Raw genomic sequence first — 17,946 nt, forward strand, 5'->3', positions numbered from 1 at the left:
GTTTAATAATCCCATGTTTAATGATTTTGATACGTGTTTTAATAATAAAAACATATCGAACATTGACTACGTTATTAAGCTGCTTTTTTGTACACTTTGTATCGAATAACTTAAGATCTAAAACTAATCGGAAAGAACAATGATTCCCCAAAAAAAATTTATGTTGCTATTAAAAATCAGTTAATACGAATGTTAAAATACGTTTGATTTTCATTAATAATGATTCAAGTTTATTTAAATGAGCGTTAATGTCAGTCTGTTTTGATGCACCTTATAATAAAGACAGATAGTTCAAATTACGTAATCATAACAATCCAATATATCAAGATTGGAGCAAATAAATATGAAATTGACTGCATTAGCAAAAGCAACATTAGCATTAGGAATATTAACTACAGGTGTGTTTACAGCAGAAAGTAAAGCTGTTCACGCGAAAGTAGAACTTGATGAGACACAACGCAAATATTATATCAATATGCTACATCAATACTATTCTGAAGAAAGTTTTGAATCAACAAACATTAGCGTTAAAAGTGAAGATTACTATGGTTCTAACGTTTTAAACTTTAACCAACGAAATAAAACTTTCAAAGTGTTTCTGCTTGGTGACGATAAAAATAAATATAAAGAAAAAACACATGGCCTTGATGTCTTTGCAGTACCTGAATTAATAGATATAAAAGGTGGCATATATAGCGTTGGCGGTATAACAAAGAAAAATGTGAGATCAGTGTTTGGATTTGTAAGTAATCCAAGTCTACAAGTTAAAAAAGTTGATGCTAAACATGGCTTTTCGATAAATGAGTTGTTCTTTATTCAAAAGGAAGAAGTATCGTTGAAGGAACTGGATTTTAAAATAAGAAAAATGTTAGTCGAAAAATATAGATTGTATAAAGGCGCGTCAGATAAAGGTAGAATCGTTATTAATATGAAAGACGAAAAGAAATATGTAATTGATTTAAGTGAAAAATTAAGTTTTGATCGTATGTTTGATGTAATGGATAGTAAGCAAATTAAAAATATTGAAGTGAATTTGAATTAGTTTGAGTTAATAGCATAATAGCTTAAGAAGCGACTTAACGACAAAATGTGAATTGACATCTGTGTCCTTATATAAGGAACTGTGTTAAATACATTACTGTTGTTAAGTTGTTTTTGTAATTCAAAGAGCAGAACAGAGTAACATCATCAGTTGTAGTAAACGATAATCCAGTAAAACAACTAAATGAAATAATGAAAGTCATTTAACCTGAACATTAAAATATATTTGTTTTTCATTAAGAATAATTCAAGTATATTTAAATCGAGGTTAATTATCGTATGAAACGATGCACGTTATAATAAAAATGTATGATTCAAATTACGTAATGAAAACAATCCAATATATTAAGATTGGAGCAAATAAATATGAAATTTACAGCATTAGCAAAAGCAACATTAGCTTTAGGAATTTTAACAACAGGAACTTTAACAACAGAGGCTCATTCCAGTCATGCAAAACAAAATCAAGAGACAGTAAACAAACATGACAAGGAAGCATTATACCGATACTACACTGGAAAGACTATGGAATTGAAAAACATTAATGCTATGAAGCATGGTAAAAATAACTTGCGTTTTAAGTATAGAGGTATGAAGATTCAAGTATTGCTGCTTGGAAATGATAAAAATAGATTTCAACAGCGTAGTTATAAGGGCTTAGATGTGTTTTTTGTTCAAGAAAAAAGAGACAAGCACGACATATTTTATACTGTTAGTGGCGTAATACAGACGAATAAAACATCTGGAGTTGTCAGTGCCCCAATATTAAATGTTACAAAAGAAAAGGGTGAAGATGCTTTTGTGAAAGGATACCCTTATTATATTAAAAAAGAAAAAATAACATTAAAAGAGTTAGATTTTAAGTTGAGAAAGCATCTAATCGAAAAATATGGACTTTATAAAACAATCTCAAAAGATGGTAGGGTCAAAATTAGCTTGAAAGATGGCAGTTTTTATAACCTTGATTTAAGGTCTAAATTAAAATTTAAATATATGGGGGAAGTCATAGAAAGCAAACAAATTAAAGATATTGAAGTTAACTTAAAGTAAATAATTACGAATAAGAAAAAATTAATTGAAGCGGCTTAACGATGAAAAGTAAATTGATGCGCATACCTTATAAAAAGGATGCATCAATCGATATCGTCGTTAAGCTGTTTTGGTTTACGTTTCATGGATTCTACCCCAATTTTCATGAATATAAAAATTTCCACAACCAACCTCAAAATTCTCAACATCGCAACATAACCAAATGTTATAATAAATCTATTACACAAAGAGATAAATTACTTATTCAAAGGCGGAGGAATCACATGTCTATTACTGAAAAACAACGTCAGCAACAAGCTGAATTACATAAAAAATTATGGTCGATTGCGAATGATTTAAGAGGAAACATGGATGCGAGTGAATTCCGTAATTACATTTTAGGCTTGATTTTCTATCGCTTCTTATCTGAAAAAGCGGAACAAGAATATGCAGATGCCTTGTCAGGTGAAGACATCACGTATCAAGAAGCATGGGCAGACGAAGAATACCGTGAAGATTTAAAAGCAGAATTAATTGACCAAGTCGGTTACTTCATTGAGCCACAAGATTTATTCAGTGCGATGATTCGTGAAATTGAAACGCAAGATTTCGATATCGAACATTTGGCGACGGCGATTCGTAAAGTTGAAACATCAACGCTAGGTGAAGAAAGTGAAAATGACTTTATCGGTCTGTTCAGCGATATGGATTTGAGTTCAACGCGACTAGGTAACAATGTCAAAGAACGTACTGCTTTAATCTCTAAAGTCATGGTTAATCTTGACGACTTACCATTCGTTCACAGTGATATGGAAATTGATATGTTAGGTGATGCATATGAATTCCTAATCGGGCGCTTTGCGGCGACAGCGGGTAAAAAAGCAGGCGAGTTCTATACACCACAACAAGTATCTAAGATACTGGCGAAGATTGTCACAGACGGTAAAGATAAATTACGTCATGTGTACGACCCAACATGTGGTTCCGGTTCATTGTTGTTACGTGTTGGTAAAGAAACGCAAGTGTATCGTTATTTCGGTCAAGAACGTAACAATACCACTTACAACTTAGCGCGCATGAACATGTTATTACATGATGTACGTTATGAAAATTTCGATATCCGTAATGATGACACATTGGAAAATCCAGCCTTTTTAGGCCATACATTTGATGCGGTTATAGCGAATCCGCCATACAGTGCAAAATGGACAGCAGATTCAAAATTTGAAAATGACGAACGCTTCAGTGGTTACGGCAAACTTGCGCCAAAGTCTAAAGCAGACTTTGCCTTTATTCAACACATGATACATTACCTAGACGATGAAGGTACCATGGCCGTTGTACTCCCACATGGTGTCTTATTCCGTGGTGCTGCAGAAGGCGTCATTCGTCGTTATTTAATAGAAGAAAAGAACTACCTAGAAGCCGTGATTGGCTTACCAGCCAATATTTTCTATGGGACAAGTATTCCAACATGTATTTTAGTATTTAAAAAATGTCGCCAACAAGACGACAACGTATTATTTATCGATGCATCCAATGATTTTGAAAAAGGAAAAAATCAAAATCATTTAAGCGATGCCCAAGTTGAACGCATTATAGACACATATAAGCGTAAAGAAACCATTGATAAATATAGCTACAGCGCAACATTACAAGAGATTGCCGATAACGATTACAACTTAAACATACCGAGATATGTTGATACATTCGAAGAAGAAGCACCGATTGATTTAGATCAAGTCCAACAAGATTTGAAAAATATCGATAAAGAAATCGCAGAAGTTGAACAAGAAATCAATGCATACCTGAAAGAGCTTGGGGTGTTGAAAGATGAGTAATACACAAAAGAAAAATGTGCCAGAGTTGAGGTTCCTAGGGTTTGAAGGCGAATGGGAAGAGAAGCAGTTAGGGGATATTATAAAAGTTAATTCTGGAAAAGATTATAAACATTTGGATAAAGGCGATATACCAGTCTATGGTACTGGCGGTTATATGACAAGTGTTTCAGAACCACTAAGTGAAATTGATGCTGTTGGTATTGGGAGAAAAGGGACTATAAACAAACCATATTTGCTTGAGGCGCCGTTTTGGACGGTGGATACATTATTTTATTGTACACCTAAAAAAGAAACAGACATACTATTTATATTAAGTTTATTTAGAAAAATAAACTGGAAAGTATACGATGAATCAACAGGTGTGCCAAGCTTAAGCAAACAAACCATTAATAAAATAAATAGATTTGTCCCTACAAATAAAGAGCAGCAAAAAATAGGCAAGTTCTTCAGCAAACTCGACCGGCAAATTGAATTAGAAGAACAAAAACTTGAATTACTTCAACAACAGAAAAAAGGCTATATGCAGAAAATCTTCTCGCAAGAATTGCGATTCAAAGATGAGAATGGTAATGATTATCCGGAAAGTCTACTTTATAAACTTAGCGAGATTGGAACATTTAATACTGGTATTGGATTTCCTGAAAGTTTACAGGGTGGGAAAGAAGGAATACCTTTCTTTAAAATTTCTGATATGAATAATAAAGGCAATGAAATAATTATGAGAAATGCTAATAACTACGTTTCAAATGGGATTATAGAGTCTAAAAAATGGAAAATTATAACTAACGTACCATCTATGATTTTTGCTAAAGTTGGAGCTGCAATAATGTTGAATCGAAAAAGATTAGTTTTAGAACCATTTTTAATCGATAACAATACTATGAGTTATTCATTTTCGCAAGAATGGAACATTAATTTTGGAAGAACATTGTTTCAAACCATTTATTTACCTAAATATGCCCAGGTTGGTGCACTTCCATCATACAATGCAAAAGATATTGGATTAATTAAAATAGAATTACCTGTCAAAGAGGAACAAAAAAGAATAGGTGACTTTTTTGTTTGGTTTGAAGAATTAATTGAAAGACAGATATTAAAACTAGATTTATTAAAAGAGAGAAAAAGAGCGATTTTACAGAAAATGTTTATTTAATTTGTCGCTACAATATAGTTTTAATTATTTGTTTATTTCAGCTGTTTCATCACACGATATAACTTTATAAATAAGATGTAAATTTTTATCTAATTCAAAAACGAACATTAAATTTAGGCACTGTGAAAGCGCAGTGTCTTTTTTGTGTCGAAATTGTGTACAGAATAAGTAGTTAAATAAAGATTAAGTTGAGATAAAGTGTTATTCGTAAATAAAAGATAGTAGATCGATAGGAATTGAATGATATTAGTTAACTATTTATTAAATTACTTAATAATGATTAATTTTTAGTTAAAGTAAGTTTAATGTGAAGCACGACCATTGCTCATTATAATGAATGAGGATTGTTCGTATTGCGTAATAGAATAAATCAAATAGACTAAAAATTGGGAGCATAGAATTATGAAATTAAAAAATATTGCTAAAGCAAGTTTAGCACTAGGGATTTTAACAACAGGTATGATTACAACTACTGCTCAGCCAGTAAAAGCAAGTACATTAGAGGTTAGATCACAAGCTACTCAAGACTTGAGTGAATATTATAAAGGGAGAGGATTTGAATTAACAAATGTAACAGGATATAAATACGGAAATAAAGTTACATTTATAGATAATTCTCAACAAATTGATGTTACATTGACAGGAAATGAAAAATTAACTGTTAAAGATGATGACGAAGTTTCTAATGTTGACGTGTTTGTAGTAAGAGAAGGTAGTGACAAATCAGCTATCACAACATCGATTGGTGGAATTACAAAGACAAATGGGACTCAACATAAAGATACTGTTCAAAACGTTAATTTGTCAGTTTCTAAGAGTACAGGTCAACACACTACTTCTGTGACTTCAGAATACTATAGCATCTATAAAGAAGAAATCTCATTAAAAGAACTTGATTTTAAATTAAGAAAGCATTTAATTGATAAACATGATCTTTATAAGACAGAACCTAAAGACAGTAAAATTAGAATTACTATGAAAAACGGTGGCTATTATACATTTGAATTAAATAAAAAATTACAGACTCATCGCATGGGTGATACGATTGATAGTAGAAATATAGAGAAAATTGAAGTGAATTTATAATAATATTCGAGGGAGTATATCATGAGAGAAAATTTTAAATTACGTAAAATGAAAGTCGGTTTAGTATCAGTTGCAATTACTATGTTATATATCATGACAAACGGACAAGCTGAAGCTTCTGAAACTAATCAGAAGGTAAGTACAAATCAAGAATCAAAAGCTGTTTCACAAACTGAACAAAATTACAAAGAAACAAAAGCGGCAGAGTCTTCTAAAAACTTTGTAAATTTAGATCCTATCAAACCAGGAGCTCAAAAAGTAACAGGTACTACATTACCGAATCATATTATTTTACTTAATATAGATGGCAAAAGTGCTGATTCAGTAGATGGAGACGTCGGTTCATTTATAACTTCAAAAGAAGATGGAAAATTTGAGTATCCACTTCATAATCGTAAAATAGTTCATAACCAAGAAATTGAGGTATCATCATCTTCTTTAGATGATTTAGGCGAAGATGAAGAAGATGAAGAAGTAGAAGCAGATTCAACTGAAAAAGCAAGTGTTGAGGAAGAAAGTACAGATGCTAAGGCTAAATATACAACACCACGCTATGAAAAAGCGTATGAAATACCAAAAGAACGATTAAAAGAGGAAAGTGGACACCATCAAGTTTTCATTGAACCTATTACTGAAGGATCAGGTATTATTAAAGGCCATACTTCTGTAAAAGGTAAAGTTGCTCTATCTATTAATAATAAATTTATTAATTTTGAAGAAAGAGCTAAAGATGGAATTAGTAAAGAAGATACTAAAGCTAGTTCCGATGGTATTTGGATGCCTATTAATGAAAAAGGATATTTTGATTTTGATTTCAAAAAAAATCCTTTTGATAACTTAGAATTAAAGAAAAATGATGAGATCTCATTAACATTTGCACCTGATGATGAAGATGAAGCATTGAAGTCATTAATTTTCAAAACTAAAGTAACGAGCTTAGAAGATATCGATAAATCAGAAACAAAATATGATCATGCAAAAGTGAAAGAAGTTAATGTTTTGAAAGATGTTAATGAAGAGTTACATGTAGATGAAATCTACGGCAGTTTGTATCATACAAAACAAGGTAAAGGTATTCTTGATAAACAAGGAACTAAAGAGATTACAGGAAAGACTAAATTCGCGAATGCAGTAGTAAAAGTATATTCAGAGTTAGGTGAAGCACAACTGTTTCCTGATATTCAAGTAGATGAAAATGGTAAATTTAGCTTTGATGCTGAAAAAGCTGGTTTCAGATTACAAAACGGAGAAACATTAAATTTCGCAGTAGTTAAACCGATTAGTGGTGAACTATTACATAAAGGATTTGTTTCTAAGTATATCGATGTTTATGAATCTCCGGAAGAAAAGAAAGAACGTGAATTTGAAGAAAAACTTGAAAACACGCCTGCATATCATAAATTACATGGTGATAAAATTGTAGGATATGATGTTCAAGGTAATCCATCAACTTGGTTTTATCCATTAGGTGAAAAGAAAGTTGAACGTAAGGCACCAAAATTAGAAAAATAATTAATAAAATAAAACAGCTTAATGATGTAATGAAATTAGTGAGTTAATCACTGACTTCAACGTCATTGAGCTGTTTTTTGTGCTTTGTTACAAAGCGTTATTGAATTTATTTTACGTGTTCATATTTTGAAACATCAAAGCCGTCTTGTTTAGCTTTGTTGATAATGTCTTTGATTGAATGTAGTCCTTTATCGGCGAAGTATGATCTTAAGTTGTCTTTTGTAGCTTGGTCAGCATTCTTATCTAATAACACATCGATATAGCTTAATTCATGTTCTAAGAAGTTTGCATCATCATGTAGTACGAGTCCATTTTGAGAATAAACTTTCGCATCTGCTTGATTACCATATCCAACAACGCCAGTTGCTAAAACACCTACCATTGCCGTAGCTACTAAAACCTTTTTAAATTTCATATCTATCACTCCTCTAAAAATTGTAACTCCATAATAACACTGAATATTAAGAAAATTACGTTTATTAAGTCGATTTAATAATTTTTAATAAATAGTTAAAATGGCAAATATTGATAAAAAACAATTAATCTTTAGTGCAATGCTTGTATTTCTTCGAATTGATAAGTAGGTTTCGAAGATATTTAAATTCAAATGAAACAATAATAAAAAATTGCTACAACATAATAAAAACTACAAATTTAATTAAGAAATTAAATTGATTGTATATGTATATTTTGGTAACGTAAAAGAGAAATATACAAAATAATTAATTATTTATATGAAAAGAGAATATAAATGAAGTATAAAACAGAGAGACGTGAAACGATGGGATATTTAAAAAGGTTTGCATTGTACATAAGCGTTATGATTTTAATATTTGCGATAGCAGGTTGTGGCAAAGGTAATGAAACAAAAGAAGATTCAAAAGAAATACAAATCAAAAAGAGCTTTGCGAAAACATTAGATATGTACCCAATTAAGAATCTCGAGGACTTATATGACAAAGAAGGATATCGAGATGGAGAATTTAAAAAAGATGATAAAGGTACTTGGCTAATTAGATCTGAAATAGTTAAACAGCCAAAGGGCAAAGTAATGAAAACAAGAGGTATGCAATTATATATTAATAGAAATACCAAAACAGCCAAAGGTTTCTTTGTTTTGAAAGAAATAAGTGAAAATAATAATCGTGTAAATAAAGATAAGGAAGAAAAATATGAAGTGAAAATGGTAGGAAATAAAATTATTCCTACTGAACAAATTAATGACGAGAAAATAAAAAAAGAAATTGAAAACTTCAAGTTTTTTGTTCAATATGGGAACTTTAAAAATTTTGAAAAATACAAAAATGGTGAGTTTTCATATAATCCTGAAGCACCAATTTATTCGGCTAAATATCAATTACAAAACGACGATTATAATGTAAGGCAACTACGTAAAATATATGACATTTCAACAAAAGAAGCGCCTAAGTTACTTTTAAAAAGTGGTGGGGATTTAAAAGGTTCCTCAGTTGGTCAAAAAGATATTGAATTTACATTTGTTGAAAGAAAAGGTGAGAATATTTATTTTAACGATAGTGTTGAATTCATACCAAATAAGTAAAGTTAAATTACAATGTGTGGTTTGATGAAATGATCAAATATCAAAAATGTGCAAAGAGATGTGACAAGATGAAGTGCTTTCAGAAATTATACATGTTTATATTAATTTTAATCGTATTAATCACAGGATGCGAAAGTAATAATGATGGCAAAGGTTCAAAAGAAACACAAATCAAAAAGAGCTTTGCGAAAACATTAGATATGTATCCTACTGAAAATCTAGAAGACTTTTATGACAAAGAGGGATATCGAGATGGAGAATTTAAAAAAGGCGACAAAGGTACTTGGGTTATTAGATCTGAAATGACAACAGAACTAAAAGATGAAAATATGGAGTCCAAAGGTATGGTTGTACGTTTAAATAGAAATACCAGAACAACTACAGGTGAGTATTTTGTTAGGATAATTAAAGAAGACAGTGAGGGCAAGGTATATAGTGATGAACGAAAATACCCAGTCAAAATTGAAAATAATAAAATTATTCCATTAAAACCAATTGATGATGAAAAAGTTGAAAAAGAAATTGAAGAATTTAAATTCTTTGTACAATATGGGAATTTTGAAGAATTGGAAAACTATAAAGACGGTGAAGTGACATATAACCCAGAAGTACCAATACACTCTGCACAATATCAATTGAAAAACAGTGATCATAATGTAGAACAACTACGTAAGCGATATAATATCCCAACAAGAAAGGTACCTAAATTGTTATTGAAAGGCTCAGGCAATTTAAAAGGTTCATCAGTCGGATATAAAAATATTGAATTTACCTTTGTTGGAAACAAAGAAGAAAATATTTACTTCACAGATATTATTAATTTCAATCCAAGTGAGGATATTTAAGTATAATTAGGATTATAAAAAATAACGTTAGAACATTTAATAATAAAGTTAAATTAGTTATATATATTAAATTGATTAAGTGAGTTTTGTTTGATAACATAAAAGTGCAATAATCACTATTTTATTAAGTTGCATGAAATATTCAAATGTTTATAAAATTAAAGCAGAGAGATGTGAAATGATGGAGTATATAAAAAAAATTGCTTTGTACATGAGTGTATTACTTTTAATCATTTTTATTGGGGGATGTGGAAATATGAAAGATGAACAGAAAAAAGAAGTACAAACAAATAAAACAGATTCAAAAGAAGAACAAATCAAAAAGAGCTTTGCGAAAACATTAGATATGTACCCAATCAAAAATCTTGAAGATTTATATGACAAAGAAGGCTATCGTGATGGAGAGTTTAAAAAGGACGACAAGGGGACATGGACGATATATTCAGACTTTGCTAAAAGTGAAAAAGCAGGTGAATTGGATAGTGAAGGTATGGTACTACATTTGAATAGAAATACACGGACAGCTAAAGGATATTATTTTGTCAGAAAAACTTATGATGAAGAGGATAAGATGCCGCAAAGGAAAGATTATCGTGTTGAACTTAAAGATAATAAAATAGTACTTTTAGATAAGGTAGAAGATGAAAAACTTAAACATAAAATAGAAAAATTTAAATTTTTTGGACAATATGCAGATTTTAAAGACTTGAAAAATTATCGAAATGGAAAAATATCGAGCAATGAAAATGTGCCGTTTTATGAAGCAGAGTACAAAATGAAAAATAGTGATAGTAATGTAAAAAAACTAAGAGATGTTTATCCTATTACAACCAGTGAATCACCAACTTTAAAACTTCATATAGATGGGGATATAAAAGGTAGCTCGGTGGGATATAAAAAAGTGGAATATATCTTTTCAAAGAAAAAAGATAACCAAATTTCTGTCAGTGACTTTTTAAATTATAACCCTTCGAAGGGTGAAAACAATGAGTAATAAATTTCGCTTAGATCATAGTTTTATAAATAATAAGACTGAGACAACTAGTGCAGTTTCTAAATTATCATATGAAATTGAAAATGCTAATCTCAATGGATTGCCAAAAACTAATTTGCAATTGCAGTTTGATAGATTAAAAGTAACTAATGAATTCCCTTCTAATCTTGAATATATAGATAGTCACACAGATAAAAAGTACGGTGTGACAGCATCAGCTTTCTTAAACAAAGATACTGGGAAAGTGATTATTGGCATGACTGGAACAAACTTCAAAAAGGAAGCTCTTGCGAAGCAACTTTTGCTACCAGGGTTTGCAACAACAAAACAAGATAAAATTGACTCAGCTGAGACTAGAAAGGATTTAATTTCCGATGTCCAAATTGGAACATTTCCTCCGTCTGATAAAAGCAAACATTATGAAGAAACACAAGAGTTCATCAAAAAAATAAAAAATAAGTATGATATTGATTTTATTACTGGGCATTCATTAGGCGGTAGAGAAGCGGTAATATTAGGTATGAGTAATGGTATTCCTAATATCGTTGTTTATAATCCAGCTCCCATATCAGCTATTGGCTTAGACCCTAATTCTCGATTATTTAAATTATATAAAGGATATAAAGGTAACATTACTAGAGTTGTATCTAATAAAGATGAGTTAACTAATTTTATTCAGGGATATACGAAATATGTTTATTTTGGACATGAGATAGTGATTGAAAATGGTAAAGGTCATTCAATGGATGGATTCTTAACTGAACAAGAACAAAAAGCTATAAAAAAAGAACTTAAAAAACTACAAGGTTATGTAGAAGAAAATAATAAGTCATTTGTAAAGCATTCTAATAATGCCATATCTAAATTAGCTAGTATAGAATTACTTAGAACAAATATGATGACTACAAATGGAGGTTGGTTATCTTCTTCGCAACAAAAAGCTTTAGAAAGTTTATCAGCTTTAACAATTGCGCAGTCATTCAGTCAACTGATAGATGATGAAATTAATCAAATTAAAAAAATGTATAATGAAAAGGAAAAGAAATTTGAAAAAAATTGGGAAGACGCGCAAAAAGCTGGAAACGCTGTAGGTAAAGATATAACTGTGAGTGAAGTGCTAGAAGCTTTAGATGAAGGTCATGTGAATGAAAGTAGTATGGTAGGAGATCCTGAACAAATGATATCTGCAAAAGAAAGACAACTTTCAACGATAGGGTCTTCTGTATCAAATTATATTCTAAGAGTTAGATCTAGTATTAATGAAATCGTTGATAAAGATCAAGTGCTTGCATCACAAATAGGTGGATTACTATGATGTTCAATCGAATTAATAATAAAAATGAATTAGAAGAATCATATGAATATGAGAAAAAACGTATAGAGAATGAACTGCAAAATTTGAATGAGTTTAGGCATAGAGCTCGAAAAGAAAATGAACGTAGTTATGATGTCTTTCAATATTTGAAACACGAAATGAATTATAGTGAAGATGCACAAAGGAAAATGACGAGAAATATAGAAGCGTATGAGCAAGAAATCAATGAGATAATTAGAAAGCAAGAATGGAAATTAGAAGAATATAAAGAAGACTTAAAAAAATCTTATAAAAATCAGTTAGATAAACTAAGTGATTGATAATTTGGAGGAGATTAAATGAGTCCAATGGTAGGACCAGTTATAGGACCGGATATAGTACCGAGTATATCGTCAATGATAAAGGATGCTCAAAAAGTAAATATTCGCACAGTTATTGCACCTGAACATAAGAAAAAACAGAAAAATATTGAAAATGAATTAAAAGGTGAAGAAAAAGTATTGATTGAACAAATGGCGCAGCATTGCGAAGCTTTTAAAGCTAATTTTAAAGGTGCAGCTCAAGGAGATTGGGTTAAAAGTGCCATGTCTGAGATTGACAGCATTAAGGATGACCTGAAAAAAATTAATAGCTAAACTACATATCATACTACTAAATAAAGCGACCAATGTTCAGTATATTCACAACTGACTCTAGGCCGCTTCTTTTTAATTTATTTTATTCCCATGTAAAGTAATTCGAACCGAATGGACATATCACACTCTCAATTGTAAAAAAACAACTTAAATTACTGTCCCGCATTAAACATGACCACATTCGTAACAGCAACAATAAAAATCCTCAAGTACCAAAAGCTATGACCACTTTATCAAAATCAACGCAAGTCAACATCGACCGAACTACTTGCCATAAATCATCCTCACCTTACAAACCATAAAGCGCTGCAGTTAAGTATTGAATGGCATAGCCAATTGAAATGAAAATAGCAATCGTTATAATAGCACTGCCAATGGTATATAAAGTATGTTTCGTAGATAATCCTTCAGTCTTTGAACCAAAAACACTGAGTAGAATAAATGCAATACCAATGACATATAAAACTAAAATGACAAATAGCATGTTTATACACCTCGATTCTCTTTCGTGAGATATATCTTTGTCTCCATTATAAAGTAAAGTGCTCAATAATTTAATTAAGTATACTATTTTTTTATTATCGAAGATTGCGAAAGAGGAAACGCTCCTATATAATGTAAAACGTAATTATTCCTATTTACAAATAAATTGAAGTGAGGGTATATATATGGCTAAAATTCCAGTTACGGTATTAAGTGGTTATTTAGGCTCGGGGAAGACAACGTTGTTAAATCATATTTTACAAAATCGAGAAGGTCGACGTATCGCGGTAATTGTAAATGATATGAGTGAAGTCAATATCGATAAAGATCTTGTCGCAGATGGTGGGGGACTATCGCGTACAGATGAAAAATTAGTCGAACTCTCTAATGGTTGTATCTGTTGTACACTTAGAGATGATTTATTAAAAGAAGTTGAGCGTTTAGTGAAAAAAGGTGGCATCGATCAAATTGTTATTGAGTCAACAGGGATTTCAGAGCCAGTACCTGTTGCACAAACTTTCTCATATATTGATGATGAACTTGGCATTGATCTTACAGCGATTTGCCGTTTAGATACAATGGTTACAGTTGTTGATGCTAACCGCTTCGTACATGACATCAACTCAGAAGATTTATTGATGGATCGTGATCAAAGCGTTGATGAAACAGATGAACGTTCGATTGCTGATTTATTAATTGACCAAGTTGAATTTTGTGATGTATTGATTATTAATAAAATTGATTTAATTAGTGAAGAAGAACTTGCAAAGTTAGAAAAAGTGTTAAGCGCATTGCAACCGACTGCTAAAATCATTAAGACAACAAATTCTGAAGTAGATTTAAAAGAAGTCTTAAATACGCAGCGTTTTGATTTTGAAAAAGCGAGCGAGTCAGCAGGATGGATCAAAGAACTTGAGTCTGGTGGGCATGCATCGCATACACCTGAAACAGAAGAATATGGTATATCATCGTTTGTATATAAACGTCGACTTCCTTTCCATGCTAAAAGGTTCAATGATTGGTTAGAAACCATGCCAAATAATGTCGTTCGATCAAAAGGTATCGTATGGCTAGCACAATACAATCATGTAGCATGTTTATTATCTCAAGCAGGGTCATCTTGCAATATTCACCCAGTTACATATTGGGTGGCTAGTATGTCTGAAGCGCAACAAACACAAATATTAGCAGAACGTCAAGATGTCGCAGCTGAATGGGATCCAGAATATGGCGATCGTCATACACAATTTGTCATTATTGGTACAGAATTAGATGAAGAAAAATTAACAAAAGAACTCGATGCATGCTTAGTCAATGCGCAAGAAATTGATGCAGATTGGCAACAATTTGAAGATCCATATCAATGGCAAATTAGACCAGCACGATAAGTTGAATGAAGTATAATCATTTTTAAATTGTGGCTTAATTGTTTGCAATTTATGACAATTAATAAAAAGTTAAGATGTTCTTAGGATCTTTTTGTTTTCAATCTATCTAAAGTGTGATAGTTTTGATAAAGCAGAAATTTGCATTTTATCCATAGGGCTAGGACATGTATGTGTCTTAGTCCTTTTTATATTTACGTTGATGAAAAATGATAATCATCAAATGAAAGCACAATCATTGTTTAACGGTCATAAAAATGAGTGGAGTAAATGTAGCTATCAATGTACTATTACCGCTTACGGTCACACGAGTGTTTCAGTCTAAACGTGCAACGCAATTCCGTACGTGGCCAATATATCTTGCGCTAGATCATGAAAATCATTAAGATTTCGCACGCCAAATCATGAATGTCTCAGACCTCGAGTATCAAACATAAAACACGCCACAAAAATATAACGCGTCAGACTCCAAAGATCACGAATATTCCGTACGTCCCACCAAGAACATCCTATACAAAAAAAACAAGACCATTTATTTGCAACAAACTAACAAGACTAACCTCACATCAATAAATCAACACAAAGCAAAGCCACCATCCCTATTGGCATAGTGGCCTGAGAATTTTAAGTATTCAATTCGCTTAAATTATTTTGCGAAAATGTCGATAATTGCTTTGATGATTTTAATGATAGTACCTACAATAGCCATCGTTTTGTCCTCCTGTATGTTGATTTAACATAGTGATGAGTTGTTGATCGTTAATGTTTGAGATTAGTTGTTACCTAAAAATTTACCAAGTAAATCTTTAAAGAATTTGAATAATTTTGCTACGAATTCCATGTGAATGGCCCCCTTCAAATAAGATGTTCATATCTATGAGATTTTTATAACTTACTTACCAGTGAATTTCTCAATTAATCCTTTAATGAATTTAATGATTCCTGCAATGATACCCATGTGAAAGACCTCCTTTGTTTGTTATGAAATCTTATTTACCAGTGAATTGTTCGATTAAGCTTTTGATAACTTTAATGATGCCAGCGATGATACCCATTAAGATTACCTCCTTTGCTTATGAGTTAACTTCATTGTACATAGTTATCTTGTGCGTAATTGATTTTTTTCCTAACTTGAATTGTTATGATCATAACTGCGAATTTTTTATTTTAAAAGGACGGGAAATACTGCCTAACTGTACAGGTGCATTTACAAAATCTTTACAATCATTGGTTTAATAGAGGTTAAGCTCATGAATTTGACATGAAGCAGAAATTTAATTATATTTTATGTTATAAGTTTAAAACGAATAACACGTTAGGTCTCGTCTAGGCAAAGCATATTTATGAAGATGAATTGAACAGACAGAAGTAACATTTTATATACATATGTGCATGGGAGCACGCTTAAAGAGAACACTGCAACAAGGTATATCAACGTACCGTGATGCAGTGTCTAGTTAAACTGAAACCTGCAATAGTAAATTTTCTGCCATTATGTACAGAATCTACTATTGTAGGTTTTTATTTTTATACATAAGCAATTATGCGAGAGATTAGAAATAAGGAGGTTATGCAGTGTTAAGTTTTCAATTGCTATTTTCACTGTTTGTTATTGCGCTTATCATTGCATTGATAAGTGGCTTGTTGTTTTTAGCACCAGTTATGCCAATGAGATATATTAAATTACATTTATACATACTAGTCATGCCAGTATTATTTGCAGTCATTGGCTTTTTCGGTATTCATGGTCAACATGTCTTAGGCCCATTTAAAATAGATCGTTTATCTTGGTTATTAGCTGGCTTTGTAATGGCGCTTGGCTTTATTATTCAAAAGTTTTCAATGCGATATTTACTAGGTGATCATCATTATAGACATTACTTTCCATTGTTCACTGCGATTACGTCGTTTGCATCTTTAGCATGGATGTCTGAAGACTTAAGACTGATGGCACTCTGCTGGGGTATGACATTATTATGTTTAACACTGCTGATGAACGTTAATCGTTTTTGGAAAGTGCCACGTGAGTCTGCGAAATTATCAAGCATGACATTTTTATGTGGTTGGCTTGCATTCGTTGGAGCAATTGTAACTATTTATATTGCGACTGGCGAGTGGCGCGTGCCTCAACATATGTCTAATTCGACATGGTCATTGTTGACGAATGTACTACTTGTATTAGCTGTCATGATACCAGCAGCACAATTTCCATTTCATCGATGGTTGATTGAATCTGTAACAGCACCAACGCCAGTATCGGCAATTATGCATGCAGGAATTGTGAATGCAGGTGGTGTTATTCTAACTCGTTTTGCGCCGATATTTGATAATGGATTTGCGTTATCATTATTACTTATCCTTTCTAGTATTTCTGTATTGTTAGGATCGGGTATTAGCTTGGTTCAAGTGGACTACAAAAGACAGTTAGTCGGCTCTACGATGAGTCAAATGGGCTTTATGTTAGTTCAGTGTGCGCTAGGTGTCTATTCAGCAGCGATTATTCATTTAATATTGCACGGTATTTTTAAAGCAACATTATTTTTACAATCAGGTTCTATCGTGAAGCGATTCAATATTCCAAAACAAGCATCTGCTAAAGACGCTTATGGCTGGATTGTCATGGGACGTGTATTAGCTATTATCGTGGCATTTCTGTTTTGGATGAGTAGTGACAGAAGTGCATATGAAGTGTTAAGTGCACTCATTCTAGCATGGTCATTACTTGTATCTTGGAATCAAATGGTAGCCTTTAGTAAAGGGCGTATGGCACGTCTGGTTGGCATGATTTTGATTTCAATTGTGACATTTATCTACATCATCACACATAATTATTTTTACGATGTATTACAAAATATAACAACACATGCGACAACGCCGCCTACAGTGAGTGTCATCATTAGTGTTGTCATTTTAATCTTTGGTAGTTTATTAAGTATTTGGGTAGCGCGTCATCGATACTCTAAGACTTTTGCGGTATTGTACGTGTGGTTAGTTAATTTAGGTGAAGCACGCTCGAAAGCGATAGAAAGTCATCCGAATTATTTGAAGAAGTATTTATAGGAGGTG

19 protein-coding genes and 2 pseudogenes are annotated in these 17,946 nt (G+C 31.7%); 15 read left to right on the top strand and 6 right to left on the bottom strand.

Annotation, left to right across the window (positions count from 1 at the left end; all coding sequences use genetic code 11):
- Nucleotides 1-343 precede the first annotated feature (343 nt).
- The 7 genes and pseudogenes from KI230_RS01985 to KI230_RS02010 all read left to right on the top strand — a co-directional run bounded on the left by KI230_RS01985 (nucleotide 344) and on the right by KI230_RS02010 (nucleotide 7,662).
- The gene (locus KI230_RS01985) at nucleotides 344-1,042 is read left to right on the top strand and encodes a superantigen-like protein SSL9 (RefSeq protein ID WP_000778500.1); all 699 of its coding nucleotides are present in this window, start codon (nucleotides 344-346) and stop codon (nucleotides 1,040-1,042) included.
- Between the two features lie 365 nt (nucleotides 1,043-1,407).
- Nucleotides 1,408-2,091, top strand: coding sequence for a superantigen-like protein SSL10 (locus tag KI230_RS01990; protein ID WP_045177081.1), 684 nt, complete (start codon nucleotides 1,408-1,410; stop codon nucleotides 2,089-2,091).
- Between the two features lie 263 nt (nucleotides 2,092-2,354).
- On the top strand, nucleotides 2,355-3,911 hold the full coding sequence (locus tag KI230_RS01995; RefSeq protein ID WP_045177083.1) for a type I restriction-modification system subunit M: 1,557 nt from the start codon (nucleotides 2,355-2,357) through the stop codon (nucleotides 3,909-3,911).
- Nucleotides 3,904-4,494, top strand: a pseudogene (locus KI230_RS13890) (restriction endonuclease subunit S); the annotation flags it as partial. The gene KI230_RS01995 and the pseudogene KI230_RS13890, both read left to right, overlap by 8 nt.
- 69 nt (nucleotides 4,495-4,563) lie before the next feature.
- Nucleotides 4,564-5,064: pseudogene (locus KI230_RS13895) on the top strand (restriction endonuclease subunit S); the annotation flags it as partial.
- Nucleotides 5,065-5,466: 402 nt separating this feature from the next.
- A complete protein-coding gene (locus KI230_RS02005) occupies nucleotides 5,467-6,150 on the top strand; it encodes a superantigen-like protein SSL11 (protein ID WP_045177088.1) in 684 nt (227 codons plus the stop codon).
- Between the two features lie 21 nt (nucleotides 6,151-6,171).
- A complete protein-coding gene (locus KI230_RS02010; RefSeq protein ID WP_045177089.1) occupies nucleotides 6,172-7,662 on the top strand; it encodes an FKLRK protein in 1,491 nt (496 codons plus the stop codon).
- 106 nt (nucleotides 7,663-7,768) lie between these two features.
- Here KI230_RS02010 and spn read toward each other — a convergent pair whose 3' ends face one another.
- Nucleotides 7,769-8,077, bottom strand: a complete 309-nt coding sequence (gene spn / locus KI230_RS02015; protein WP_000669519.1) for a myeloperoxidase inhibitor SPIN — start codon at nucleotides 8,075-8,077, stop codon at nucleotides 7,769-7,771.
- Nucleotides 8,078-8,443: 366 nt separating this feature from the next.
- On the opposite strand from spn, the gene KI230_RS02020 reads away from it, so the two are divergent.
- The 6 genes from KI230_RS02020 to KI230_RS02045 all read left to right on the top strand — a co-directional run bounded on the left by KI230_RS02020 (nucleotide 8,444) and on the right by KI230_RS02045 (nucleotide 13,012).
- Nucleotides 8,444-9,223: a tandem-type lipoprotein gene (locus tag KI230_RS02020; RefSeq protein WP_045177119.1), complete on the top strand. Its 780-nt coding sequence runs from the start codon at nucleotides 8,444-8,446 to the stop codon at nucleotides 9,221-9,223.
- A gap of 68 nt (nucleotides 9,224-9,291) precedes the next feature.
- Entirely contained in the window at nucleotides 9,292-10,068 is a 777-nt protein-coding gene (locus tag KI230_RS02025; RefSeq protein ID WP_045177091.1) for a tandem-type lipoprotein, read from the top strand.
- 178 nt (nucleotides 10,069-10,246) lie between these two features.
- The gene (locus tag KI230_RS02030) at nucleotides 10,247-11,062 is read left to right on the top strand and encodes a tandem-type lipoprotein (RefSeq protein ID WP_000970849.1); all 816 of its coding nucleotides are present in this window, start codon (nucleotides 10,247-10,249) and stop codon (nucleotides 11,060-11,062) included.
- Nucleotides 11,055-12,377, top strand: a complete 1,323-nt coding sequence (locus tag KI230_RS02035; protein ID WP_000066172.1) for an alpha/beta hydrolase family protein — start codon at nucleotides 11,055-11,057, stop codon at nucleotides 12,375-12,377. The genes KI230_RS02030 and KI230_RS02035 overlap by 8 nt, the downstream gene beginning before the upstream one ends.
- Nucleotides 12,374-12,697, top strand: coding sequence for a hypothetical protein (locus tag KI230_RS02040; protein WP_000971506.1), 324 nt, complete (start codon nucleotides 12,374-12,376; stop codon nucleotides 12,695-12,697). The genes KI230_RS02035 and KI230_RS02040 overlap by 4 nt, the downstream gene beginning before the upstream one ends.
- Nucleotides 12,698-12,715: 18 nt before the next feature.
- The gene (locus KI230_RS02045; RefSeq protein WP_000074800.1) at nucleotides 12,716-13,012 is read left to right on the top strand and encodes a hypothetical protein; all 297 of its coding nucleotides are present in this window, start codon (nucleotides 12,716-12,718) and stop codon (nucleotides 13,010-13,012) included.
- A 289-nt stretch (nucleotides 13,013-13,301) separates the two neighbouring features.
- Here the strand turns inward: KI230_RS02045 and KI230_RS02050 are convergent, their stop codons facing one another.
- On the bottom strand, nucleotides 13,302-13,562 hold the full coding sequence (locus KI230_RS02050) for a hypothetical protein (protein WP_001798389.1): 261 nt from the start codon (nucleotides 13,560-13,562) through the stop codon (nucleotides 13,302-13,304).
- Between the two features lie 118 nt (nucleotides 13,563-13,680).
- Between KI230_RS02050 and KI230_RS02055 the strand changes: the two genes are divergently transcribed.
- A complete protein-coding gene (locus KI230_RS02055; protein ID WP_001062998.1) occupies nucleotides 13,681-14,883 on the top strand; it encodes a GTP-binding protein in 1,203 nt (400 codons plus the stop codon).
- Between the two features lie 643 nt (nucleotides 14,884-15,526).
- Here KI230_RS02055 and KI230_RS02060 read toward each other — a convergent pair.
- From KI230_RS02060 to KI230_RS02075, 4 genes are all read right to left on the bottom strand, one after another.
- A complete protein-coding gene (locus KI230_RS02060) occupies nucleotides 15,527-15,589 on the bottom strand; it encodes a phenol-soluble modulin PSM-alpha-4 (RefSeq protein WP_014532416.1) in 63 nt (20 codons plus the stop codon).
- A gap of 63 nt (nucleotides 15,590-15,652) precedes the next feature.
- Entirely contained in the window at nucleotides 15,653-15,721 is a 69-nt protein-coding gene (locus KI230_RS02065) for a phenol-soluble modulin PSM-alpha-3 (RefSeq protein ID WP_014373779.1), read from the bottom strand.
- Nucleotides 15,722-15,772: 51 nt separating this feature from the next.
- Nucleotides 15,773-15,838 (bottom strand): phenol-soluble modulin PSM-alpha-2, encoded by a 66-nt coding sequence (locus KI230_RS02070; protein WP_014373780.1) that lies wholly within the window; start codon nucleotides 15,836-15,838, stop codon nucleotides 15,773-15,775.
- Between the two features lie 31 nt (nucleotides 15,839-15,869).
- Entirely contained in the window at nucleotides 15,870-15,935 is a 66-nt protein-coding gene (locus tag KI230_RS02075; protein WP_014373781.1) for a phenol-soluble modulin PSM-alpha-1, read from the bottom strand.
- A 520-nt stretch (nucleotides 15,936-16,455) separates the two neighbouring features.
- On the opposite strand from KI230_RS02075, the gene KI230_RS02080 reads away from it, so the two are divergent.
- Nucleotides 16,456-17,940 (top strand): NADH dehydrogenase subunit 5, encoded by a 1,485-nt coding sequence (locus KI230_RS02080; RefSeq protein ID WP_045177096.1) that lies wholly within the window; start codon nucleotides 16,456-16,458, stop codon nucleotides 17,938-17,940.
- Nucleotides 17,941-17,946: the final 6 nt, after the last annotated feature.

Source organism: Staphylococcus sp. MZ3 (assembly GCF_018622755.1).
Taxonomy (GTDB): Bacteria; Bacillota; Bacilli; order Staphylococcales; family Staphylococcaceae; genus Staphylococcus; species Staphylococcus aureus.

Excerpts from the sequence above, each read along its gene's own strand:
- KI230_RS02040 (WP_000971506.1), top strand. The coding sequence starts at position 12,374 with ATGATGTTCAATCGAATTAATAATAAAAATGAATTAGAAGAATCATAT.
- KI230_RS02010 (WP_045177089.1), top strand. The coding sequence starts at position 6,172 with ATGAGAGAAAATTTTAAATTACGTAAAATGAAAGTCGGTTTAGTATCA.
- KI230_RS01985 (WP_000778500.1), top strand. The coding sequence starts at position 344 with ATGAAATTGACTGCATTAGCAAAAGCAACATTAGCATTAGGAATATTA.
- KI230_RS02055 (WP_001062998.1), top strand. The coding sequence starts at position 13,681 with ATGGCTAAAATTCCAGTTACGGTATTAAGTGGTTATTTAGGCTCGGGG.
- KI230_RS02045 (WP_000074800.1), top strand. The coding sequence starts at position 12,716 with ATGAGTCCAATGGTAGGACCAGTTATAGGACCGGATATAGTACCGAGT.
- KI230_RS02025 (WP_045177091.1), top strand. The coding sequence starts at position 9,292 with ATGAAGTGCTTTCAGAAATTATACATGTTTATATTAATTTTAATCGTA.
- KI230_RS01995 (WP_045177083.1), top strand. The coding sequence starts at position 2,355 with ATGTCTATTACTGAAAAACAACGTCAGCAACAAGCTGAATTACATAAA.
- KI230_RS02035 (WP_000066172.1), top strand. The coding sequence starts at position 11,055 with ATGAGTAATAAATTTCGCTTAGATCATAGTTTTATAAATAATAAGACT.
- spn (WP_000669519.1), bottom strand. The coding sequence starts at position 8,077 with ATGAAATTTAAAAAGGTTTTAGTAGCTACGGCAATGGTAGGTGTTTTA.
- KI230_RS01990 (WP_045177081.1), top strand. The coding sequence starts at position 1,408 with ATGAAATTTACAGCATTAGCAAAAGCAACATTAGCTTTAGGAATTTTA.
- KI230_RS02020 (WP_045177119.1), top strand. The coding sequence starts at position 8,444 with ATGGGATATTTAAAAAGGTTTGCATTGTACATAAGCGTTATGATTTTA.
- KI230_RS02030 (WP_000970849.1), top strand. The coding sequence starts at position 10,247 with ATGATGGAGTATATAAAAAAAATTGCTTTGTACATGAGTGTATTACTT.
- KI230_RS02005 (WP_045177088.1), top strand. The coding sequence starts at position 5,467 with ATGAAATTAAAAAATATTGCTAAAGCAAGTTTAGCACTAGGGATTTTA.